Genomic DNA, 23,368 nt, shown 5'->3' with positions numbered 1-23,368 from the left:
TATTTTATCCGAAAGTGCGGTTAAAATTTGATTCAAATTCTGACCGCACTTTCAATGACTTTCCTAGAAATCCTCGAAGTATTGCTGAATCACTTTTGGATCTTTTGTTTGTGTTAAGGCTAATTGTAATAACACACGTGCTTTTTGCGGATTCAATGTACCTGAAGCCACAAAACCATATTTAGAATCATCTACTTCAGCATCACGTGTTGTGTAACCCGTTGGCACACGAGATGAACGTACCACCACAACACCATCTTTAGTCGCTTTTTCTAAACGTTCTAAATGGGCTGCATTCACGTTACCATTACCCACACCTGCAGAAACAATACCTTGATAACCCGCATCCAATAATGAATTTAACGGCTCAATTGGTGCATTAGAATAAGCATAAACAATGCCTACTTTCGGTAAGCTGTCTAATTTATCTACGTTAAATGGTGTGTTTACAGTATGTTTGCTTTCAGGTGAGCGTTCGTAATCCACTTTACTGTTATGGATATAACCCAAGGTACCATAGTTTGGAGAATGGAACGTTTGTACCGCAGTGGTACTCATTTTGGTCACATCACGTGCACCTAATACTTCATCATTCATCGCCACTAATACACCGCGACCAGATGATTTTTTATCCGTTGCCACGACTACAGCGTTATAAAGGTTTAACGGACCATCCGCACTTTTTTCTGTCGCAGGACGCATTGCACCGACTAATACAATTGGTTTTTCACATTTCGCGGTAAGATCTAAGAAATAAGCGGTTTCTTCCATGGTATCGGTACCATGAGTAATCACAAAACCATCGGTATCTTTACACTGTGCATTAATCGCTTTCGCTAATTTTAACCACACATCATCACTCATATCTTGTGAACCAATTTTTACAATTTGCTCACCTTTTACATTCGCGAGTTGCTTAATTTCAGGCACCGCATCAATTAATGCGTCAACATTGAGTTGCCCCGCTTTATAAGCAGAAGAAACTGCGGTATCACCGCTTCCGGCAATCGTGCCACCCGTTGCTAAAATTGTAATATTAGGTAATTCCGCAGCTTGTGCGACCGAAAAACCGAATCCGAGCATCATAAGTGCCGTTAATTTTTTTAATTTCATGTGCGTCTCCTTTCACGTTTAATCATCTAAGTTTGGCTATTCTCTACTTAATTAGGCGTAGAATAAACACAAAGATAAGATATTTATGATCCCGATCACATTTTTATCGATCCGATTGTATAAGCTTTCGCCAACGTTGCGTTTCCTTGATAATTTTTTTGAAAGATAACTAAAGTGCGGTTATACTTAAAGCCTTATTTCATCTGAAGATAAACTCTTATTCATTATCAAAATTAAGTTGAGAACAACATGCAAGAATTTATGCCTCAAGCAATTGAATTTGCTCAAAAACACACTTTTTTAACGATCGCATGGTTTGCTGTCCTTTTTATGACACTTTTCACCTTTTTTAAAAGTGCGACACAAAAATATCGCGTCATCACCAACCCTGAAGCGGTTCGCTTAATGAACGACGAAGAAGCAGTAGTGATTGATTTACGCCCTATTGATGAATTCCAACGCGGCCATATCATTGGTAGCGTCAACTTGCTTCCAACTGAAATTAAAAATCAAAATGTAGGCAAAATCGAACATCACAAAGAAAAACCGCTTATCATTGTGGATGTTAACGGTGTTTCTTCTGCTACGTCCGCAGAACTTTTAACCAAACAAGGCTTTGAAAAAGTTTATGTGTTAAAAGACGGTTTAACTGCTTGGGCGGGTGCAAATTTACCATTAGTAAAAAAACATAAGTAAGGATCCTCTATGTCTGAACAAAATCAACAACCTGAAGTAGCGGCTGAAGAGCAACAAGAAGCGGTACTTCAAATTCAACGTATTTATGTAAAAGATGTTTCTTTTGAAGCACCAAATCTTCCTCATATTTTCCACCAAGAATGGAAACCTAAACTCGGCTTCGACTTAAGCACTGAAGCGGTTCAAGTAGGTGAAGATTTATACGAAGTCACTTTAAACATCAACGTAGAAACCACCATGGAAGATTCTGGTGATGTAGCATTTATTTGTGAAGTGAAACAAGCTGGCGTATTTACAATCAGCGGTTTAGAAGATGTTCAAATGGCACACTGCTTAACATCTCAATGCCCAAATATGCTTTTCCCTTATGCACGTGAATTGATTTCTAACTTAGTAAATCGTGGTACATTCCCAGCATTAAACCTTTCTCCGGTAAACTTCGATGCGTTGTTCATTGATTACATGAACAAGCAGCAAGCAGCAGCTGAAGCGGAAGAAAATCAGGAAACCCAACATTAATTGTGATAAGGGCAGGCGATATCGTCTGCCCTTTTATTTTAAAGGTGATTGAAATGAACCCATCCCAATCTCCAATTACCATTCTTGGTTGCGGTTCTTATGGAACAGCGCTCGCTATCTCATTTTCTCGCAATGGTTCTCCAACCTATCTTTGGGGGCACAATCCCGATCACATTCATCAAATGCAACAAGAACGTCAAAATCGCCGTTTTCTGCCGGATATTGAATTTCCAGAAAGTTTGCATTTAGAATTAGATTTGAAAACAGCGCTTGATCAAGCTAAAGACATTTTAATTGTGGTGCCAAGCCATGCTTTTGGTGAAATTCTGTTAAAAATTCGACCGCACTTAAAACCTGATCATCGTTTAATTTGGGCAACCAAAGGGTTAGAACGTAACACTGGCCGATTACTACAAGAAGTAGTGGAAGAAACCTTAGGCAAAAGAATTCCGACAGCAGTGCTTTCAGGTCCCACTTTTGCGAAAGAATTGGCTCAAGGTTTGCCAACAGCGATTACCCTTGCCTCTCGTAATGAAAAGTTTGCCTTAGAATTTCAAGCTCGGATTCATTGCAGTCAGCATTTTCGGGTGTATGTAAACCAAGATATGATTGGCGTTCAATTAGGTGGCGCCATTAAAAACGTAATTGCGATTGGCGCAGGTATTTCAGATGGTATGGGATTTGGTGCCAATGCCAGAACGGCATTGATTACCCGTGGGATTGCGGAAATTACTCGCTTAGGTGTAGCCATGGGCGCCAATACGCAAACCTTTATGGGTATGTCTGGTTTGGGCGATTTAGTGCTCACTTGTACCGATAACCAATCCCGTAACCGTCGATTTGGTTTAATGCTTGGTAAAGGTACCGATAGCCAACAAGCTATGGATGAAATTGGCCAGGTGGTGGAAGGGTTTTATAACACCAAAGAAACCTATTTATTAGCACAACGACAAGGCGTGGAAATGCCAATTACAGAACAAATTTACCAAATGCTCTTTTGTGGTAAAAGTGCACAAGAAGTCGCACTGAGCTTATTAGGTCGTGAACGAAAAGGCGAATAAGGAGAAAAAATGACGTTAGAAGTATGGCAACACATTCGCCAAGAGGCAAAAGAATTAGCAGAATGCGAACCAATGCTCGCCAGCTTTTTCCATTCCACTATTTTAAAACATCAAAATCTTGGCAGTGCCTTGAGTTATTTACTAGCGAATAAACTGGCTAACCCGATCATGCCGGCAATTTCGCTGCGTGAAATTATTGAAGAAGCCTACCAAGCCGAGCCCAATATCATTGATTGTGCTGCTTGTGATATTAAAGCTGTGCGCCACCGCGATCCTGCCGTGGAATTGTGGTCCACACCATTGCTTTACCTAAAAGGTTTTCACGCCATTCAGAGCTATCGAATTACCCATTATTTGTGGAACCAAAATCGAAAAGCACTCGCACTTTATTTACAAAATCAGATTTCAGTGGCTTTCGATGTAGATATTCACCCTGCGGCCAAAATTGGGCATGGCATTATGTTTGACCATGCTACCGGTATTGTCGTGGGCGAAACTTCGGTAATTGAAAATGATGTGTCTATCTTGCAAGGCGTCACCCTTGGTGGTACAGGTAAAGAATCCGGTGATCGCCATCCAAAAGTACGAGAAGGCGTAATGATTGGAGCGGGAGCAAAAATTCTCGGCAATATCGAAGTGGGCAAATATGCCAAAATTGGGGCTAACTCTGTTGTACTCCAACCTGTGCCTGAATATGCCACTGCAGCAGGTGTACCTGCTCGTATTGTTGGCAAAGACAAAGCGGCAAAACCGGCATTCGAAATGAACCAATATTTTATCGATGATGATATAAATTTGAATATTTAAGGAATCGATATGATTAACAAAGATACCCAACTTTGCATGTCTCTTTCTGGCAGACCGGGCAATTTTGGTACAACATTCCATAACTATCTGTATCAAAAATTAGGGCTTAATTTTATCTATAAAGCCTTTACCACCACAGATATTGAAAGCGCTGTCAAGGGCATTCGTGCACTTGGTATTCGAGGTTGTGCCGTTTCAATGCCATTTAAAGAAAGCTGTATGCCATTTTTAGATGAAATTTCACCTTCCGCACAAGCCATTCAGTCCGTGAATACCATTGTGAATGATCAAGGTTTTCTTCGTGCTTACAACACCGACTATATTGCCATTGTTAAACTTATCAAAGAATATCAATTAGATAAAAATAGTCGCGTGATTGTACGAGGCAGTGGTGGTATGGCTAAAGCGGTCGTCGCGGCCTTTAAAAACAGCGGATTTGAGCATCTGAAGATTTTTGCTCGAAATGAAAAAACAGGTAAAAATTTAGCCGCACTTTATGGCTACGAATATATTTATTCTTTAGATAATCAATCGGCAGACATTTTAGTCAATGTCACACCAATTGGGATGAAAGGTGGGAAAGAAGAATTTGATCTCGCCTTTCCTGAAAATCTTATTCAACAAGCTCAAACCGCTTTTGATGTGGTGGCGATTCCTGCTGAAACACCATTTATCCAATTTGCTCAACAGCAAGGCAAACAAACCATTTCTGGTGCAGAAGTCATTGTGCTACAAGCTGTCGAACAATTTGAACTCTACACAGGCATTCGGCCTGATGACCAATTAGTTGCTGAAGCCGCAACTTTTGCTCGAAAAAACAGTTAAAAAATAAACCGCACTTTAAAAAAGTGCGGTTCTTTTTATCTGAGTTTTACGCTAACAATTTTCTTGCTGCTTCCACTACCACAGATACTGCTTTATCTTCCGTATCTTTCATGGTGGCTTCATTTGGAATTTCTTGTTGTGTACGGTTTACAATCACACCAGCTACCATACCTGCTCGTAAGCCAAGGGCATTACACATCGTGAATAACGTTGCGGATTCCATCTCATAGTTCATCACATTGAGATCTTGCCATTGTTTTAACAAACCTTGGTAATCACGATATACTTTACCACTGTAGGTATCGTAACGTTCTTGACCTGGATAGAAGGTATCTGAAGAAGCTGTAATTCCTACAAATGGCTCAATGCCTTTTTCTTTAGCCGCATTGAAAAGTGCCGTGGTACATTCAAAATTTGCTACTGCTGGATATTCAATTGGGGCAAAGTGACGGCTTGCACCATCAAGACGAACTGAACCCGTTGTAACAAGAATATCGCCCACATTAATATGCGGTTGAATCGCACCCGTTGTGCCAATACGTAAAAATGTACGCACACCAAGCTGAGCCAGCTCTTCCACACAGATAGATGTAGAAGGACCACCAATACCGGTTGAACACACCACCACCGGTTGACCATTTAAATAACCTAACCAAGAAGTGAACTCACGTGTACTTGCAAGAAACTCAGGATTATCAAGTTTTTTAGCAATACGTTCGCTACGCGCAGGATCACCTGGCACGATAGCTAATGTTGCACCTTTCAGTTGTGCTTTAGTTAGGTTTAAGTGAAATACATCAGACATAACAATCTCCTTTTTATCATTATTGCCGCAAAGTGCGGTCAAATTTTCGTTATTTTTTCAATGCCCCTAAGATACCACGCATGATTTGTTTGGTCACTTCATTACGAATATTGCGACCAACTGATTTTGCCACGCTATTCACAATTTGTTCTGTCGGAGAAAGTTTATCCCCGCGTTTTTGTGTTCCAAAAATCATACGGCTTAAGCTACCAAATAAACCGCTCTCTTCCTCTTGCTGTGCTTGTTCAGCTTGTTTTTGTTGCACTGCGGCTAAATCCGCTTGCGCATTTAACACTTCGAAAGCCGACTCATTATCCACATAATCTTTATAGAAGGCATAAAGCTCATCGTCTTTCACCCACGCAGCACGCTCTTCTTCAGTAATCGGTGCAAGTTGGCTTTTCGGCGGGTAAACATACGCCACTTCAACTGGCGCAGGCATACCTTTTTCATCTAAGAATGAAATCAATGCTTGCCCCACACCTAAGGTTGAAATGGTTTCAACCACATTGACAGCTGGATTTGAACGGAACGTTTCTGCCGCGGATTTCACTGCTTTTTGATCTCGTGGCGTAAAGGCACGTAACGCATGTTGCACACGGTTACCTAATTGCCCTAACACGGTATCCGGTAAATCTAATGGATTTTGGGTCACAAAATAAATACCCACACCTTTAGAACGGATCAAGCGAACCACTTGTTCCACTTTGTCCACCAACACACTTGGTGCACCATCAAAGAGTAAGTGTGCTTCATCGAAGAACATCACAAATTTTGGTTTATCTGGATCGCCCACTTCCGGCAATTGCTCAAATAATTCAGACATTAACCAAAGCAAGAACGCACTATACATTCTTGGGGAATTAATTAATTTTTCAGAATTTAAAACATTGATCACACCACGACCATCACGGGTTTGTAACCAATCTTCAAGATTTAATGCAGGTTCACCAAAAAGATTGGTTGCCCCTTCATTTTCAAGGGTCAGTAAAGCACGTTGAATCGCGCCCACACTCGCAGCTGATACGTTGCCATATTCTACTTGGAACGATTTGGCGTTTTCTGCTACAAATTTAAGCATTGCACGTAAATCTTTTAAGTCGATGAGTAACAAACCTTTGTCATCTGCCACACGGAATACGAGGTTTAATAAGCCTTCTTGAGTTGCGTTTAAATTTAATAAACGGGAAAGTAATAATGGTCCCATTTCAGAAATCGTGGTGCGAAGTGGAATACCGGTTTCACCGAATACATCCCAAAATGACACAGGATAGCCATTTAAATAACTCTCGCCACCTAAATCAAATTGCTCAATGCGTTCCGCCACTTTGCCACTGAATGTGCCCGCTTTGACTAAACCAGACAAATCGCCTTTTACATCAACTAAAAAGACCGGCACGCCATCATCACTGAACGCTTCTGCCATTTTACGTAATGTTACGGTTTTCCCCGTCCCTGTTGCCCCTGCGATCAGGCCATGACGGTTTGCCATTTTTGCGGTAATACCAAGGGTTTGACCTTGTTCGGTACGCGCGAGAGAATATTGCATAAAGATTCCTTTGTTTTGTTGGTTTTATTTAAACGAATAATAAGGAAAAAACGAAGTGCGGTCAAAATTAAAGTGATTTTACGGTATAATTTATCAAAACTAACTCAAAGTAGGAAAAATAGATGTCAAACGCAAAAATTCTTATTATTAAAACAGGATTGATCGAAACCTTAACATTCCCAGATGGTAGCTCATATGAAAGTGCCATCCGTAAAAAACCGGTATCGATGGTAAAAGTGCACACGCTGGGTGCTGAAGGTAACGATGTGGGTTTAAAAGCCCATCACGGTGGTGTAGATAAAGCCTTGTTTTTTATGTCTGATGTGTCTTTCGACGCTTTAAACGAGCTACTTGGTGAAAAGTTTGATTTTCACGGTAGCGCGATTTACGGTGAAAACTTTGTGGTATCCGGCTTACATGAAGATAATGTTTGTATAGGCGATCGTTACAAAATTGGCACCACGCTTTTAGAAGTGTCACAACCACGTAAACCTTGCGAACGTTTATCTCATAATACCAAGAATGAGAATACAAGAGAGGTAATTCGTCAATCTGGCTGGACAGGTTGGTATGTTCGCGTGATCGAAGAAGGTGAAATTCATCAAGGCGATGAACTCATCTTGCAACACCGTCCTTATCCAGAATGGACTATTCGTCGTTTAAACACGCTACTTTCTGCTCCTTCAAGTGTTGCAGAATTAGAAGAAGCCTTAGCCATTGAGGAATTAGCGCCAGCGTTTAAACGTTCTGTTAACTCACAATTACGTAATTTACAGCAGGCGGGCTAAAATGTCGGCTAAAACGACCGCACTTTGTCCGTGCCAATCTTCGCTTTCTTACGAAGATTGTTGCGGACGTTTTCATTCAGGCAATCTGTTTCCAGAAACAGCGGAACAACTTATGCGTTCCCGCTATTCCGCGTTTGTGCTCAAAAATATTCCTTATATTGTGCAAACCACTGTGCCAAGCCAACAAACCTTATTAGATGAAAAAGCCCTGCAAGATTGGGCTAATGAAACGCAATGGCTCGGTTTAGAGATTGTCAAAGCAGAAACCTTAACCAAAACACAAAGTGCGGTTGAATTTAAAGCACATTTTCAAGGCGGAGAACAGCCGCAAGTGCATCACGAATATTCTCTTTTTGTAAAAATTGATGGACATTGGTATTTTGTTGATCCCACTGTACCGCTCCCAAGCAATAAACAGCCTTGTGTTTGTGGCTCAGGGAAGAAATTTAAACATTGTTGCGGAGGCTTGCTCTAATGACCTTAACGTCTTTTCTCGCATTATTCTGGCAGCGTTCTCAAGAAAATAAATTAACGCAAGCCGCCGGTTCACTCACTTACAGCACCATGCTCGCTATCGTGCCATTAATTATGGTGGTGTTTTCTATTTTCTCTGCTTTTCCCGTTTTTAACGAAGTCACTGGTGCATTGAAAGAATTCATCTTCACCAATTTCGCCCCTTCTGCGAGCGATGTTGTGGGACAATATATTGATGAATTCGTCTATAATTCAAAGAAAATGAGCGCCGTGGGGATTGTGAGTTTGATTTTAGTGGCATTAATGCTGATTAACTCCATTGACCGTACACTCAATGGCATTTGGAAAGACACCAGTAATCGCCCGATTTTTACGTCATTTGCTATTTATTGGCTCATTTTAACGCTCGGCCCGCTTTTAATCGGTACTAGCATTGCGGCAAGTTCCTATGTTAAAGCCATGTTCGAGCAATCTGAAACGCTCTCTTTTGGCTTAAAACTCCTCAGCTTTGTGCCATTTCTTTCTACTTGGTTTATTTTCACGCTCATTTATATGGTCGTGCCGAATAAGAAAGTGAGCATCAAACATTCTGCAGCAGGTGCATTAATTGCGGCAATTTTCTTTACTTTAGGGAAACAAGCCTTTACTTGGTACATCACTACCTTCCCATCTTATCAATTAATTTATGGCGCCATGGCGACACTGCCGATCATGTTATTGTGGATTCAAATCAGCTGGACAGTGGTGTTATTCGGTGCACAATTAGCCGCAGTACTTGCAGAAGAGCGGTCAACGAATCAAACAAATTTAGAGGAAGTAAAATGATCGCATTAATCCAGCGTGTAACACAGGCTAAAGTGGAAGTTGAAGGTCAAATTGTAGGACAAATAGCCAAGGGCTTATTGGTTTTATTAGGCGTGGAAAAAGAAGATGACCAAGCCAAAGCAGATAAACTCGCCGAGAAAGTCTTAAATTACCGTATTTTCAGCGATGAAAATGACAAAATGAATTTAAATGTGCAACAAATCGGTGGCGAAGTACTTGTGGTATCACAATTCACCCTAGCCGCTGACACGCAAAAAGGCTTACGACCAAGTTTCTCAAAAGGTGCCGCACCAGCATTGGCTAACGAATTGTATGGCTATTTTTCGCAAAAATGTGCAGAAAAAGTCACTGTTGCCAACGGACAATTTGCGGCAGATATGCAGGTGAGCCTCACCAATGATGGCCCGGTTACATTTTGGTTAAATGTCTGAATAAAGAGAAAAATTGCTATTTTTTTCAAAGCAAAGGAAACTCTTTCTTTGATCGCATTGTCGTATTAACGCTCAAATGCATATAACAATTTCAAATCCCATCCATAATTGCGTTGGTAATCCCCTTATTTTATGGGTAAACTAAGGCAGTTTGATGGGGATCTTCTTAAAGTTTAGCTTGTAATAAAATGAAAAAAATTTCGTTAAAAATAACCGCTCTTTTGCTTGGATGGATGAGTTTTTCAGCCCTTGCAGAACAAACCGTGGATATTGAGATCCGCGGAATTAAAGGTGAACGCGCCATTCGCAATACTGATATGAATGTCAAACTCATTGATAAAGGTGAGATGGACGGCTCAGATCGGTATAAACAATTAGTTTCAGATGCTGTCGATAAAGGCCTTCGAGTCTTCGGTTATTATGGTTCTTCAGTCACCTTTGAATTGAAAAAACGCAAAGGTCAACGAGACTTACTTATCGCCAATGTAAAACCCGGTGAACCAAGCAAAATTGCCGGAACAGAAGTTGAAATTATAGGCGAAGCGGCAGAAGATGAAAACTTCACAGCACTCCGTAAAAACTTGCCAAAACAAGGTGAGTTAGTTGAGCATCAAAAATACGATGACTATAAAAGCAGCATTTCAAACCTTGCCCTTGCTCGTGGTTATCTTGACGGAAAATTCCAAATTTCTCGCTTAGAAATCAGCCCTGAAACCCATGAAGCATGGTGGCGTATGCTGTTTGATAGTGGCGTGCGTTATCATTACGGCAACATCACATTCAACCATTCCCAAATTCGCGAAGACTATTTGCAAAATATGCTCAACATTAAATCGGGCGATCCTTATTTAGTCAGCGATTTATCTGAATTAACTAACGATTTTTCTTCTACCAACTGGTTTAGCTCAGTGCTTTTACAGCCTCATGTCCGCGAAGAAGAAAAATTAGTGGATATCGAACTGTTGCTTTATCCACGCAAGAAAAACGCAATGGAGCTCGGGGTCGGTTTTGCAACCGATACGGGCCCTCATGTCCAAATTGGTTGGACAAAACCTTGGATTAATAGCCGAGGTCATAGTTTCCGTACAAATCTTTACGTCTCTGCGCCAAAACAAAACTTTGAAGCCACCTATAAAATGCCACTGTTGAAAAATCCATTAAACTATTATTATGAATTCTCAACCGGTTATGAAAAAGAAAATAAAAATGATACGGATACCAAATCGCTCACTTTTGCTGCATTACGTTATTGGAATAATAAAGAGGGTTGGCAATATTTTGCGGGTCTTCGTGTCCGTTATGATAGCTTCACCCAAGCTGATTTCACTGATAAAACGCTCCTTGTTTATCCAACTGGAGGTTTTAGTCGTACTCGTTTAAAAGGCGGTCAATTCCCAACATGGGGAGATACCCAAAAAATCACGGTCGATTTAGGAAATAAGCTTTGGATGTCAGAAGCCAATTTCTTTAAAGTTCAAGCTTCCACAGCGTGGATTCGTACTTACGCAGAAAATCACCGTTTTATTACCCGTGCCGAAATTGGCTATTTGAATACTGCGGATATTCGTAAAATTCCACCTGCATTACGTTTCTTTGCAGGTGGCGATCGCAGCGTGCGAGGTTATGGTTATAAGAAAATTTCGCCGAAAAATAAAGATGGGAAATTAGTCGGCGGTTCTCGCTTAGTAACAGGTAGCCTTGAATATCAATATCAAGTTTACCCAAATTGGTGGGGAGCCGTATTTGCGGATACAGGTTTAGCCGCAGATGCTTACAAAGCAAATGAGTTACGCTACGGCGCAGGTTTCGGTGTGCGTTGGGCATCGCCAGTTGGCGCTATCAAATTTGATATTGCGACGCCAATTCGAGATAAAGATAACAGCAAAAACATTCAATTTTACATTGGCTTAGGGGCTGAAATTTAGGGTATGACTATGTCTGAACAAGAAAAACAACCAGATAACCAAACCACACAACCCGTCAAAAAGAAAAAGACCTGCCGTAAAATTTTATGTGTCGGAAGTGCGGTCATTTTTGTCCCTGTTTTAGGCTTAGTCACAGCACTTTCTTTTGATAGTGGGCAACGTGCAATTATTCAACTCGCCGATAAAATGCTCGATAGCTTATCTATTGAGCAAGTCAGCGGTGGCTTACAAGATGGTTTAATCTTAGAAAATTTACGTTTTCAAACAACCGGCGTAGATGTGGCTCTTCCTAAAACGCGCTTACAACTGAATTTAGCTCGTTTACTGTCGGGAGATATTATTGTTGATGATCTCAGCTTAACGCAGCCGAAAATTGCCATTGATACCAGTGTTATGCCGCCTTCCGAAGAGAAAGAAACAGAAAGTGGTCCAATGGAAAAAATCCATTTACCGGTTTCTGTAAAAGTGAAAAATGTAGCGATTACTGACTTTGATATGAAACTCGATCAAAGCAATATTACGTTTTCGTCATTTAAAAGTGCGGTCAGTTTAAACAATGAATCAGGCCTTACCCTTGAGCCCACCACGCTTTCAGATGTGCTTTTCTCAACAGTCTCCCAAACTCAACCGAATCCCCCTCAGCCCGAGCAAAAAGAACCTGCTAAACCCGTTGATTGGGCGAAAATTGAGCAAACACTCACACCGGCTTTTTTAGGTAATTTAAATACGGTGAACTTGCCTTTTGATATGCACATTCCAAGTGTTTTGGGTACAAACTGGCAATATCAATCGCTCAATGAAAAAGGCGAAGAAACGCAAAAAATCACCGTGCCTAAAGTAGAATTGCAAGCGGATGCCACCGATCATTTAGTGAAATTACAAAAACTCGACATTGACAGCTCTCTCGGTACACTTTCTAGCCAAGGACAATTCCAGCTCAATGAAGATTTTCCTGTTGATCTCACATTAAAATCTGATCTCCAAGCGTTTAAATCAAAAGACAAAACCATTCTGCCTGCTAGCAAGGTTGATCTCAATTTATCGGGTTCATTGAAAAAAACGACCGCACTTTCGTTAACCACACAAGGGGTGCTTGATGCCACCTTAACCGGCGACGTGAAACTGGCTGAAGATAAAATGCCATTAAATCTGCAATTAAAAGCGAAAAAAGGTCAATATGCTTTTGCAGACAGCCTAGCGCCGCTCAAGATTAACGATGTTGATATCAAACTCACGGGCGATTTATTGAATTATCACGCAGAAGTTGTTGGTGGCGTGGAGGGGATGGATCATATCCCTCACACCCATGTTGATTTGAATGCAGACGGTAAACTCTACGAAGTCACCATCAACGAATTAAAACTTGCCGCCCTAGATGGTACGGCACGTTTAACAGGTTCATCAAACTGGAAAGATGGCGCGCAATGGGATGTGACGGCTGATTTAAATAAAATGAACATTCGTCCTTATGTGCCCGCCATGCCAGCCGTATTATCGGGTAAAGTGAGTTCACAAGGCTCCGCTGATTCCAATCATTGGAAAGTGGATGTGCCTACCGTGGACTTAACCGGTAGTCTTTCCTCTCGCCCATTGAGCTTGAAAGGTAGTGTCTTTTTAAGTAATGAAACTTTATTAAACATTCCTGATTTATTGCTGAACTATGGCGATAACCGCATTGCGGCAAAAGGTACATTAGGTGATAAATCAAACCTAGATTTAGATATCAACGCACCAAGCTTACGTGGTCTGTGGCAAGATTTAGCGGGCTCCGTGGTTGGTAAAGCACAGATTTTAGGTAAGCTTACTGCACCAACCATTAATACCGATTTAACAGCACAAGGCTTGCACTTCCAAGGATTAGAATTATCCAAAGCCTTAATTAAAGGTAATGTTGTCAGTGAACCTCAAGTAAAAGGTGAACTTACCGTCAAAGCGGAAAACTTCCGTTATGGTGACAGCATCAAATTACATAATATTGATTTGAATGCATCAGGTGATGAAAAACATCATACGCTCACCTTAAAATCAAAAGGTGAACCTGTTGCAGCTGATTTACAAATCGCGGGGAATTTTGACCGCACTTCTCAGCAATGGAAAGGCAATTTAAGCCAAGTGAGCCTAAACTCACCTATTGGTGATTTTAAAGTGAATCAAACTATTCCGGTGACTTATGATAATAAAAAAATCCAAGCCACCATTGGTTCACACTGCTGGATTAACCAAGATTTAGATCTGTGTTTCCCTCAACAATTTACGGCAGGGAAAAACGGCGAAGTCCCTTTTGAGCTTAAACGCATCAATTTAGATTTAGTGAATAAATTGATGGGACAAGACACGCTCAAAGGCCAGTTACAAAGCCGAGGTAAAGTGGCATGGTTCACAGATAAACCATTACAACTAAATGTGGTAGTAGAAGGAAATAACATTGGTGTGGCACAAAAATTAGACTACCGCACCTTTAAGCTGGATATTCCTAAATTAAGTGTGAATGCCGATATTCAAAATAACAATTTAACCTTGAAATCTGACATTAACGTTCAAAATCAAGGTCGAATCGGCACAGACTTAAAAATTAATGATTTAAGTAAAGGTCGTCAATTAGGCGGTACCTTTACCATTGAAGGTTTACGCTTATCCTTAGCCAATCAACTTTTCTCCAGCGGTGAAAGCATAGATGGTGAAGTGGTCTCACGCTTAAGTTTCGGTGGTAATTTAGAAAAACCATTATTAAATGGCAATTTCGACATTCGAAATGTGAAAACGAAACTGAAAAGCCTGCCTTTTGATGTGACTGATGGCCAAGTAGCAATTCGCTTTAATGGCACCTCTTCAACCTTAAATGGTCATGTTCAAACACCAGATAGCAAGCTAAATATTAACGGGCAAGCTAACTGGGCTCACATGGATAACTGGACGGCAGAAGTCAGAGCGCAAGCAGATAATTTCAAAGTTGATATCCCATCCATGGCGAAATTAAAAGTCAGCCCGAATGTGGTTGTCAAAGCTTCGCCAAAACTCTTAGATTTGAGTGGTAATGTGGATATCCCTTGGGCAAGAATTGCTATTGAAAGCTTACCGGACAATGCTGAACCAGTGAGTGAAGATGAAGTCATTTTAAATGGCCCAAGAAAAAGTAAAGAAGAACTCATTAATCGCCAATTTGCTTCAGAAACGAAATCTGGGATGCAAATTCAATCTGATTTAAAAATTAAAATCGGTGATGATGTGCATTTAGATGCCTATGGTTTAAAAACGAATTTGGATGGTTTACTTTTGGTGAAACAGGATAAAGGTAAGCTAGGATTATTTGGTCAAATTAACTTAAAAAATGGTCGTTATGCTTCTTTCGGACAGGATTTATTAATTCGTAAAGGACAAATCAGCTTCGCTGGTTTACCTTCACAACCGATGTTAAATATTGAAGCGATTCGTAACCCTGAGGCTATGGAAGACAGTAAAGTGACCGCGGGGGTAAAAGTGATTGGTATGGCATCTAGCCCACAAGTCACGATTTTCTCTGATCCAGCCAAATCTCAAGACCAGGCACTTTCTTATTTATTAACCGGTCGCTCATTAGAAAACAGTGGTGAAGCAGGCTCTAGTGGTTCTGTGGGTGCAGCATTACTTGGCTTAGGTTTAGCGAAAAGTGGTAAAGTGGTCGGCGGTATTGGTGAAGCCTTTGGTATTCAAGACTTAAACTTAGGCACTGCCGGTGTTGGGGATAGCTCCAAAGTACAAGTTAGTGGTAATATTGGTAAACGCTTACAAGTGAAATACGGTGTGGGATTATTTGATGGCTTAGCCGAAGTGACCTTGCGTTACCGCTTAATGCCACAACTTTATTTCCAATCAGTAACCAGCACAAACCAAGTTTTTGATTTATTGTATAAATTTGAATTTTAGGAAAGGACATGCATAACGACAAGCAACTGGCTCAACTCGCAGAACCTCATCACCGAGGTGAGGCCCGGGAGATTGCCGCCATTGATTTAGGCTCAAACAGCTTCCACATGATTGTGGCGCGGATTATCAATGGCTCAATCCAGGTGCTTTCTCGTTTAAAACAAAAAGTGAGGCTCGCCGACGGCTTAGACGATCACAATGTATTAAGCCAAGAAGCCATTGAGCGCGGTGTAAATTGCCTTGCACTTTTTGCTGAACGCTTACAAGGTTTTGCGCCAGAAGATGTGAATGTGGTGGGGACTTATACCCTACGAAGAGCGGTCAATAATGACGAATTTTTACGTCAGGCTGCCACTGTCTTTCCTTATCCAATTAATATCATTAGCGGTCAAACGGAAGCCAAAACCATTTATGCGGGCGTTTGCCACACTCAACCTGAAAGCGGACGTAAACTGGTCATCGATATTGGTGGTGGCTCAACCGAAATGATCATCGGTGATGATTTCACCCCCTTAGTGGCAGAAAGTCGTCACATGGGTTGTGTGAGCTTTGCCAAAAAATTCTTCCCGAATGGCGAAATTTCCAAAGAAAACTTCGAGCAAGCTCGCCAAAGTGCGGTCAATAAAATTGAAGATTTAGGCTGGGAATATCGAAAATTCGGCTGGCAATCGGTGCTAGGTTCATCAGGCACCATCAAAACCGTCTATCAAGTGATTACCGCAACGCTTGATCCGAACGGCATCATCACCGCTGAGCGCTTACAAAATTTAATTGAACGAACCTTACAAGCTTCTCATTTTGAAGAACTTAATATCGCGGGATTAAACCCTGATCGCGTGGATGTCTTTGTGCCAGGCTTAGCCATTTTAAGCGCTGTTTTTGACGTTTTTGGCTTAGAAAATATGCGCTATTCTGACGGCGCTTTGCGTGAAGGGGTGATTTACAGCCTGGAACAAAACTTCCAGGTTTCAGACATCCGTACACGTACCGCATTAGGACTTGCCGAACAATTTAACTTAGATTTGGCGCAAGCCGATCGCGTGGCAAATAGTGCGAAAACCTTAATTGACCAATACACCCATTGGCAAAAACCGCATCTTGCTGATGAAATGAAAAATCTGTTGATTTGGGCGGCACGCTTATTAGAAGTCGGTATTGTCATTAATCATCGCAATGTACAAAAACATTCGGCTTATATTCTGCAAAATATGGAATTACCGGGCTTTGATCGCGAGCAACAACGCTTATTGGTGAATTTAGTTCGTTATCACACTGGCGCATTTAAAAAGAATGATTTACCGATTTTTGCTCGTTATGCAGATGAAGATGTCCTTGTTTTACTGCTTCTTTTACGCATTTCGGTGATTTTAAATAAATCTCGCCAAGCGACAGATAGCACCGACAAAATCAATCTTAGAATTGACCGCTCTTTACAGACTTGGGAACTGACTTTTGAGAAACATTATTTGGATAACAATCCGTTAGTGTGGAATGAATTGCGCCTAGAAAGCAATTTACTCAAAGATTTAGAACTCAGCTTGATTTTTAACTGATAGAATAAGGGCTTTCATGCCCTTATTTTTTATCTTGCTCCAGCAGCAAGCTATAAATATTAGCTAAATAATAGCTCTGCTCGGCTTCGGGAATATCTTGCGGAATAAAAGAAAGCAAATCGTGGTGAATTTCCAAAACATCAGGAAAAATGACCGCACTTTGCATTTCATCATAAAAAGGCTGATGAAGTGGGGAAACGCAACCGCCTCGTTTTAAGCGAGCAAGGCTGTTGGCAATATGCAATAAGAGAGTGATGACAGTCGGAATAGACACATCTATGCGCCAATGATGCTCTAGGCGACTTTGCAAAGTCAGAATAATATCAATAACTTCCTGATCAATCTGACCGCGAATTTTCCAACGGGTTAATTGTTTGAGTAACGACATAACATTCCTTTTTAAGATAGGATAACTTTACCGCTATTTCATAAAATTACCAGTGCACAGATCACAAAATTGAAACAAAGTGAAAAAATTTACGAACTAGGAAAGCAATAAATGATAGATAACAGACTTTTTGAAAAATATGATGGCCTGATTTTTGATATGGATGGCACTTTAATCGACACCATGCCAGTACACGCCCGTGCGTGGAACATGGTGGGGGAACAATTTGGTTATCGTTTTAACAGCCAAATTATGTATGATTTAGGTGGCGCAACTGTGAGCACTATCGCCTCTGCCATTATGCAAGATGCCGGTATGCCACAAGAACGTTTAAATGAAGTGATACAAGCAAAACGCAAACTTTCCTATGAATTGATTCCAACAGAATCAAAATTACTCCCGACCTTTGATGTGGTGCGTCATTACTATCAACAAAAACCAATTGCGCTTGGCTCAGGTTCGAACCGCCGAATCATTGATATGTTGATGCAAAAATTAGATATCAAACATTACTTTAACGCCATTGTCAGCGCTGATGATGTGAAAGAACATAAACCGCATCCAGAAACCTTTTTACGCTGCGCAGAACTGGCAAAAGCCGAACCATCACGTTGCATCGTCTTTGAAGATGCCGATCTCGGCGTAAAAGCGGGATTAAGTGCAGGGATGGATGTGTTTGATGTCAGAACGCGTGAGATTATTAGAGCCTAATGTGGGACATTTTCTCTTTCAGCTTTTTGACTGATTTTTGGCAAACCCATGGCTTGTGGTTGATGTTTTTCAGCGCTTTCTTAAGTGCCACCATCTTGCCGGGTAATTCAGAAATTGTGTTTGTCTCCCTTGCTGTGCCAAAAGTATTGATCGGTTCATTATTAAGTGCGGATATTTTTTGGCTTGTTTTTCTGGCAACCGCAGGCAATACACTTGGCAGCCTCACCACTTATTGGATTGGTCGATGGTTTCCGAAAATTGATAGCAAAAATGACCGCACTTTATGGGTGATAAACAAAATACAACGCTATGGTGCCATCACTTTATTATTAAGCTGGTTGCCTATTGTCGGGGATGTGTTTTGTGCAGTAGCCGGTTGGCTTCGATTGAATTGGCTAAGTTGTTTGATTTTTATGACGATTGGAAAAGGACTACGTTATATTGCCTTGCTCTTTTTCAGTTTACCTTTCGTGTCATAGTCGAGAATAGCCTTTGTGCATAACCTGGTTGTGGGCTAGAATAAAGACGAATTAATATTCAACAGATAAAAAAACGCCCCTTATCGAGTAAGGGGCAAATAACCTAAGGAACCAATTTTATTAAAACAACTGCAAGTTGCTTGTTCTATAAGACCGACGCTAAAAAGAAAAGTTCAAAGAAATTGTAAAAAAATGTAAAAAAATTTACAAAAACTTGCAATTAATTTACAAATCACTGATTTTCAAGGAAATAAATATGCCATTACTCGACAGTTTTAAAGTGGATCACACCCGTATGAACGCACCTGCCGTGCGTGTTGCCAAAACGATGCGTACCCCAAAGGGCGATAACATCACCGTTTTTGATCTCCGTTTTTGCATTCCAAACAAAGAAATTCTCCCACCAAAAGGGATTCACACCCTTGAGCATTTATTTGCAGGCTTCATGCGCGACCATTTAAACAATGACAATGTAGAAATCATCGATATTTCCCCAATGGGCTGTCGTACCGGTTTTTACATGTCATTAATTGGCACACCAAACGAGCAACAAGTAGCTGATGCATGGTTAGCTTCCATGAAAGATATTTTAACCGTGCAAGATCAAAACCAAATTCCTGAATTAAACGAATACCAATGTGGGACTTACACCGAGCATTCTTTAGAAGAAGCACATGAAATTGCTAAAAATGTGATTGCTCGCGGTGTGGGGATTAATAAAAATGACGATTTAGCGCTTGATGAATCTTTCTTAAAATAAGGACACAACATGACAACCCTAGGTACAGCATTAACCCCGAATGCTATTAAAGTGATGATGCTTGGCTCTGGTGAACTGGGCAAAGAGGTGGTGATTGAATTACAACGTTTAGGCGTGGAAGTCATTGCCGTCGATCGTTATGAAAACGCCCCAGCACAACAAGTGGCACATCGTGCTTATACGATTTCCATGCTAGATGGTGCAGCACTCAAAGCCTTAGTGGAAAAAGAGCGCCCAGATTACATCGTGCCGGAAGTAGAAGCCATCGCGACTGATACGCTAATTGAATTAGAACAAGCGGGTTTTAATGTTGTACCTACCGCCAAAGCCACCAAGCTGACGATGAATCGCGAAGGCATTCGCCGTTTAGCCGCTGAAGAGCTTAAATTACCAACTTCACCTTATCAATTTGTTGATAACTTTGCTGACTTCCAAAGTGCGGTTGAAAAAATCGGTATTCCTTGCGTGGTAAAACCAATTATGTCTTCTTCTGGCCACGGTCAAAGTATTTTGAAATCCAAAGACGATATACAAAAAGCCTGGGATTATGCGCAACAAGGTGGTCGTGCAGGTGCGGGACGCGTGATTGTAGAAGGGTTTGTTAAATTCGATTATGAAATCACCTTGCTCACCGTTCGCCACATCAACGGCACCAGCTTCTTAGCGCCAATTGGCCATCGTCAAGAAGATGGCGACTATCGCGAATCTTGGCAGCCACAAGCCATGTCTGATGCAGCATTGAAGAAAGCCCAAGAGGTGGCAGAAAAAATTACCACCGCATTAGGTGGTCGCGGTATTTTCGGGGTGGAAATGTTTGTATGTGGTGATGAGGTTATCTTCAATGAAGTCTCCCCTCGCCCACATGATACTGGTATGGTCACGCTAATTTCTCAAGAATTATCCGAATTCGCCTTACACGCCCGCGCGATTTTAGGCTTACCTATTCCAGAAATTACTCTCATTAGTCCATCGGCTTCCAAAGCCATTGTGGTGGAAGGCCAATCGAAAAACGTGCAATTTGGCAATATCGCCGAAGTATTGGCTGAACCACACACCAATATCCGCATTTTCGGCAAAGGCGAAGTCAATGGTCATCGCCGTTTAGGTGTCTTACTCGCTCGTGATATTTCCGTGGAAAAAGCATTGGAAAAAGTAGAGCGTGCTTACGCGAAGTTGGATGTGAAATTATAAATAAGGTTTACTTAGCATAAGTATCGTTGAAATACAAAAGTGCGGTCAATATTCAAGAGATTTTAGAATTCACTGAATATTGACCGCACTTTTATATCTTTCAAATTCAAATTGTTATTTGAAAAATACTTACTATCTAATAAAAATACTAATTTCTGGATAAAAATTTATTGTTATAATCAAGTTATCAGATAACTTAAATGACAGAGAATCTCCATTTTCATCTAAATAAAGTTCTAATAGATCCTCTCTATAAAGATCAAATACAAGAGTATCATTTCTGTAAAACAGAAGTCTCACAGAGTTTACAGTAATATCAAAACTCAAATTAACTCTCTCATCACCATGCACAAACTTGAGAATCTGGATAACATCATCCATTTCACAATCGAACCCATAGATAGACATAAAATCATTACAACTTGGGATCACTAATTTAGTATTATTCATTTTTATTTCCCACGATGGCTCGCGTTTCCCAACGCGTGCCCATAACATCAATTTTGTTTGATTAAATTTTCATGAATAACTTCATTCAGCTTGTCTATTTTTAGTGAGATAAAAGCACGTATTAGGAGACGGGCTATCTGAGGTTGGTATAATATTCTAAATAATCGCAGATAAAATTTATCCTAATCTAATTTTTAGCAAAAATTTTATTAACAACAAGAAGCATTAAACCACCAATAAGAGAAAATCTTATTGGATCTAAAAAAATATGCTTTGACATATATAAAGATCCACTCTCCACATAAATTCTGAGCGTATAAATAACTAAGTTAGATACAAGTAAACCAATATAAATAATAAAACAAAAATATAAATATTTTTTCATTATTTTGACTCCTTAGATTATTCCTTATTATTTAATGAAGATCAGCTTTCCTTAACTTGATTTTCAGTTTTTAAAAATGATTGGTATCCGCTGCAATATCAACATCATGTCCACCTTAAATGTAGAGATTATTATTCGCAATAGCCTGAACTCCTCTAGGGAGAGTTACTCACTCGCAATATTTCCGTGGAAAAAGTAGAACGAGCTTACGCGAAGTTGGATGTGAAATTATAAGGTTTGCTTAAAAATAAGCATCATTAAAAACACAAAAAGTGCGGTCAGTTTTTAAGAGGTTTTAAAACTCTTTGAAAATTGACCGTACTTTATCTCCGCTTTTTAAATACTATTTCACCAAAACAGATATTTTAAGGCATATTATTAGAAACATCTCCCACTGGAAATAATGGACGTTCTAAATCTAAAGCTAAATTATTTTCTAAAAAAATATTATTTACCTCATCTATAAACATCATCCATCTGTGATCTTTTTCATTAAATTCTTCATATCCATATAAACCGCATTCTTCGCATATTTTTACCAATTTAGTTGTACCATCAAAAAACTCACAACTCCATACTTTATGCTGTAATTGTGTACCCAAGCGTTGCCATTCATAAATACCAATAGGTGAATTAGCTAAAAAAGAAGCGTAATCTTCTAATGTACCTGGCTGTTCAGATAAAAAAATTGAACCATTTAAAAACATAATTAAATCACATTTTAAACATCTATAAATAAACTCAATACTTACTTGGTTATACATTATTTCTGCTTCATAGGATATACCTTGTCCATAAGGAAAAAAACTACTAATGGAAAAATCCTCTTGGCTACACCATTGCAACTGTTCATAAAGTAGATTTATATAATTATTCATATTATTACTTCACCTCACTTTTGACTGGAAACTTTAACTTCAATTGCTGATTTCTATTTATATCTCTTAATTCTTGGCTATTTATTTCAACAGTAGTAGTTGTCTTTCTGCTAGCATTTCCTGCTAGTCGATATAAAATTCCCCTCTATTAAAATACAAAAAGCACGGTCAAATTTTGAGAAGTTTTAAAACTCTTTAAAAATTTACCGCACTTTCATGCTGAGACTAGCTATCTTGCTGTTTCTTCCTTCGCTTTTACTCGCTCTTCCCAAATTTCTCTAGGAATTCCATATTCCGTTATCTCATTTTCGTCAAGATCACTAACACCTCGAAGATAGAGCATTGGCCAACTATCTTCATCTGAAACATATGCAAATTTAATATTAAATTCCATATTATCAAATAGGGAAAACTTATATTGAGTCCATTCTTGAGATAAGGTTGATCTCAATTGTTTCATTAAATTTATAATTTCTCCTTCAATTTCATCAGGTCTTTGACCTAATGGGAAATAATGAATATCACCATTCGCAACAACCCATTCAGCTCCACCAGAATAATGTTCAGGGTAAATAGAACCAATAAAATCAATCCTTACAGCTTCTTCAGGCATTATTGACCACAATAACTCCCCAATTTTCTGGTAAATTTCTTGTTCTTTCATATTAATCTCCTATTGGGGTATTTTTCATAATTCTTTCAAATTGCTTACCATCAACTGAATAAGATACAAATCCCAACACCAAAGAATATCACAGAAGTATTGTCTAACCCCATCCCACTAAGCATTATAAGATTTACTTAAAGTAAAACACCACAGATAACCTGCCGTTTTTTACAATATATTTGCTA

The 23,368-nt window shown here is 39.9% G+C and carries 24 protein-coding genes; 16 read left to right on the top strand and 8 right to left on the bottom strand.

The features are described 5' to 3' along the window. Window positions 1-63: 63 nt before the first annotated feature. Complete coding sequence (gene ansB, locus DPV81_RS08030; protein WP_111387766.1) at window positions 64-1,113, bottom strand: L-asparaginase 2; 1,050 nt, start codon at window positions 1,111-1,113, stop codon at window positions 64-66. A gap of 249 nt (window positions 1,114-1,362) precedes the next feature. Here ansB and DPV81_RS08025 point away from each other — a divergent pair, with 249 nt between their 5' ends. From DPV81_RS08025 to DPV81_RS08005, 5 genes are read left to right on the top strand one after another with little or no spacing between them, the layout of a single operon-like run. Then, a complete protein-coding gene (locus tag DPV81_RS08025; RefSeq protein WP_111387764.1) occupies window positions 1,363-1,809 on the top strand; it encodes a rhodanese-like domain-containing protein in 447 nt (148 codons plus the stop codon). Between the two features lie 9 nt (window positions 1,810-1,818). Next, window positions 1,819-2,328, top strand: a complete 510-nt coding sequence (gene secB / locus DPV81_RS08020; protein ID WP_005695013.1) for a protein-export chaperone SecB — start codon at window positions 1,819-1,821, stop codon at window positions 2,326-2,328. A 53-nt stretch (window positions 2,329-2,381) separates the two neighbouring features. Further along, window positions 2,382-3,389: an NAD(P)H-dependent glycerol-3-phosphate dehydrogenase gene (gene gpsA, locus DPV81_RS08015; RefSeq protein ID WP_111387762.1), complete on the top strand. Its 1,008-nt coding sequence runs from the start codon at window positions 2,382-2,384 to the stop codon at window positions 3,387-3,389. Window positions 3,390-3,398: 9 nt separating this feature from the next. After that, window positions 3,399-4,196 carry a serine O-acetyltransferase gene (gene cysE, locus DPV81_RS08010; RefSeq protein ID WP_005695011.1) on the top strand — a complete coding sequence of 266 codons (798 nt, stop codon included), beginning with the start codon at window positions 3,399-3,401 and terminating at the stop codon, window positions 4,194-4,196. A 9-nt stretch (window positions 4,197-4,205) separates the two neighbouring features. Then, complete coding sequence (locus tag DPV81_RS08005; RefSeq protein WP_111387760.1) at window positions 4,206-5,021, top strand: shikimate 5-dehydrogenase; 816 nt, start codon at window positions 4,206-4,208, stop codon at window positions 5,019-5,021. 46 nt (window positions 5,022-5,067) lie between these two features. Here the strand turns inward: DPV81_RS08005 and udp are convergent, their stop codons facing one another. Both udp and DPV81_RS07995 read right to left on the bottom strand, forming a co-directional pair. After that, window positions 5,068-5,826 (bottom strand): uridine phosphorylase, encoded by a 759-nt coding sequence (gene udp, locus DPV81_RS08000; protein ID WP_111387758.1) that lies wholly within the window; start codon window positions 5,824-5,826, stop codon window positions 5,068-5,070. Window positions 5,827-5,875: 49 nt separating this feature from the next. After that, window positions 5,876-7,375 carry a helicase HerA-like C-terminal domain-containing protein gene (locus tag DPV81_RS07995; RefSeq protein WP_070582125.1) on the bottom strand — a complete coding sequence of 500 codons (1,500 nt, stop codon included), beginning with the start codon at window positions 7,373-7,375 and terminating at the stop codon, window positions 5,876-5,878. Between the two features lie 122 nt (window positions 7,376-7,497). Between DPV81_RS07995 and DPV81_RS07990 the strand changes: the two genes are divergently transcribed. From DPV81_RS07990 to ppx, 7 genes are all read left to right on the top strand, one after another. Then, window positions 7,498-8,163, top strand: coding sequence for an MOSC domain-containing protein (locus tag DPV81_RS07990; protein ID WP_070582126.1), 666 nt, complete (start codon window positions 7,498-7,500; stop codon window positions 8,161-8,163). 1 nt (window position 8,164) lies between these two features. Next, window positions 8,165-8,638 (top strand): YchJ family protein, encoded by a 474-nt coding sequence (locus DPV81_RS07985; protein WP_070775128.1) that lies wholly within the window; start codon window positions 8,165-8,167, stop codon window positions 8,636-8,638. Beyond that, window positions 8,638-9,462, top strand: coding sequence for a virulence factor BrkB family protein (locus DPV81_RS07980; protein ID WP_111387756.1), 825 nt, complete (start codon window positions 8,638-8,640; stop codon window positions 9,460-9,462). Before DPV81_RS07985 ends, DPV81_RS07980 begins: the two co-directional genes overlap by 1 nt. Further along, the gene (gene dtd, locus DPV81_RS07975; protein WP_111387754.1) at window positions 9,459-9,893 is read left to right on the top strand and encodes a D-aminoacyl-tRNA deacylase; all 435 of its coding nucleotides are present in this window, start codon (window positions 9,459-9,461) and stop codon (window positions 9,891-9,893) included. The genes DPV81_RS07980 and dtd overlap by 4 nt, the downstream gene beginning before the upstream one ends. Before the next feature lie 188 nt (window positions 9,894-10,081). Beyond that, the gene (tamA, locus tag DPV81_RS07970) at window positions 10,082-11,818 is read left to right on the top strand and encodes an autotransporter assembly complex protein TamA (protein ID WP_111387752.1); all 1,737 of its coding nucleotides are present in this window, start codon (window positions 10,082-10,084) and stop codon (window positions 11,816-11,818) included. Window positions 11,819-11,821: 3 nt separating this feature from the next. Beyond that, on the top strand, window positions 11,822-15,721 hold the full coding sequence (gene tamB, locus DPV81_RS07965; RefSeq protein ID WP_432206729.1) for an autotransporter assembly complex protein TamB: 3,900 nt from the start codon (window positions 11,822-11,824) through the stop codon (window positions 15,719-15,721). A gap of 8 nt (window positions 15,722-15,729) precedes the next feature. Beyond that, window positions 15,730-17,274, top strand: coding sequence for an exopolyphosphatase (ppx, locus tag DPV81_RS07960; RefSeq protein ID WP_111387748.1), 1,545 nt, complete (start codon window positions 15,730-15,732; stop codon window positions 17,272-17,274). Between the two features lie 22 nt (window positions 17,275-17,296). Here the strand turns inward: ppx and DPV81_RS07955 are convergent, their stop codons facing one another. Next, the gene (locus DPV81_RS07955; RefSeq protein WP_111387746.1) at window positions 17,297-17,662 is read right to left on the bottom strand and encodes a hypothetical protein; all 366 of its coding nucleotides are present in this window, start codon (window positions 17,660-17,662) and stop codon (window positions 17,297-17,299) included. A 111-nt stretch (window positions 17,663-17,773) separates the two neighbouring features. Between DPV81_RS07955 and DPV81_RS07950 the strand changes: the two genes are divergently transcribed. The 4 genes from DPV81_RS07950 (at window position 17,774) to purT (ending at window position 20,803) form a co-directional block, all read left to right on the top strand. Beyond that, window positions 17,774-18,373, top strand: coding sequence for a beta-phosphoglucomutase family hydrolase (locus DPV81_RS07950; RefSeq protein ID WP_049369681.1), 600 nt, complete (start codon window positions 17,774-17,776; stop codon window positions 18,371-18,373). Beyond that, a complete protein-coding gene (locus DPV81_RS07945) occupies window positions 18,373-18,852 on the top strand; it encodes a YqaA family protein (protein ID WP_049369679.1) in 480 nt (159 codons plus the stop codon). The genes DPV81_RS07950 and DPV81_RS07945 overlap by 1 nt, the downstream gene beginning before the upstream one ends. A 256-nt stretch (window positions 18,853-19,108) precedes the next feature. Continuing rightward, on the top strand, window positions 19,109-19,612 hold the full coding sequence (gene luxS, locus DPV81_RS07940) for an S-ribosylhomocysteine lyase (protein WP_111387744.1): 504 nt from the start codon (window positions 19,109-19,111) through the stop codon (window positions 19,610-19,612). Between the two features lie 9 nt (window positions 19,613-19,621). Next, window positions 19,622-20,803, top strand: coding sequence for a formate-dependent phosphoribosylglycinamide formyltransferase (gene purT, locus DPV81_RS07935; RefSeq protein WP_111387742.1), 1,182 nt, complete (start codon window positions 19,622-19,624; stop codon window positions 20,801-20,803). A 132-nt stretch (window positions 20,804-20,935) separates the two neighbouring features. On the opposite strand, the gene DPV81_RS07930 is transcribed toward purT, so the two are convergent. The 4 genes from DPV81_RS07930 to DPV81_RS07915 all read right to left on the bottom strand — a co-directional run bounded on the left by DPV81_RS07930 (window position 20,936) and on the right by DPV81_RS07915 (window position 23,180). Then, window positions 20,936-21,301 (bottom strand): hypothetical protein, encoded by a 366-nt coding sequence (locus DPV81_RS07930; RefSeq protein WP_207930107.1) that lies wholly within the window; start codon window positions 21,299-21,301, stop codon window positions 20,936-20,938. A 139-nt stretch (window positions 21,302-21,440) separates the two neighbouring features. Then, complete coding sequence (locus DPV81_RS07925; RefSeq protein WP_111387740.1) at window positions 21,441-21,638, bottom strand: hypothetical protein; 198 nt, start codon at window positions 21,636-21,638, stop codon at window positions 21,441-21,443. A 365-nt stretch (window positions 21,639-22,003) separates the two neighbouring features. Next, the gene (locus DPV81_RS07920) at window positions 22,004-22,516 is read right to left on the bottom strand and encodes a hypothetical protein (RefSeq protein ID WP_133252928.1); all 513 of its coding nucleotides are present in this window, start codon (window positions 22,514-22,516) and stop codon (window positions 22,004-22,006) included. Window positions 22,517-22,745: 229 nt separating this feature from the next. Beyond that, a complete protein-coding gene (locus DPV81_RS07915; RefSeq protein ID WP_111387736.1) occupies window positions 22,746-23,180 on the bottom strand; it encodes a hypothetical protein in 435 nt (144 codons plus the stop codon). Window positions 23,181-23,368: the final 188 nt, after the last annotated feature.

It is taken from the genome of Haemophilus parainfluenzae (genome assembly GCF_003252795.1).
In the GTDB taxonomy this organism is placed as follows: domain Bacteria; phylum Pseudomonadota; class Gammaproteobacteria; order Enterobacterales; family Pasteurellaceae; genus Haemophilus_D; species Haemophilus_D parainfluenzae_K.
This window is presented reverse-complemented; position numbering and strand designations above follow the sequence as displayed.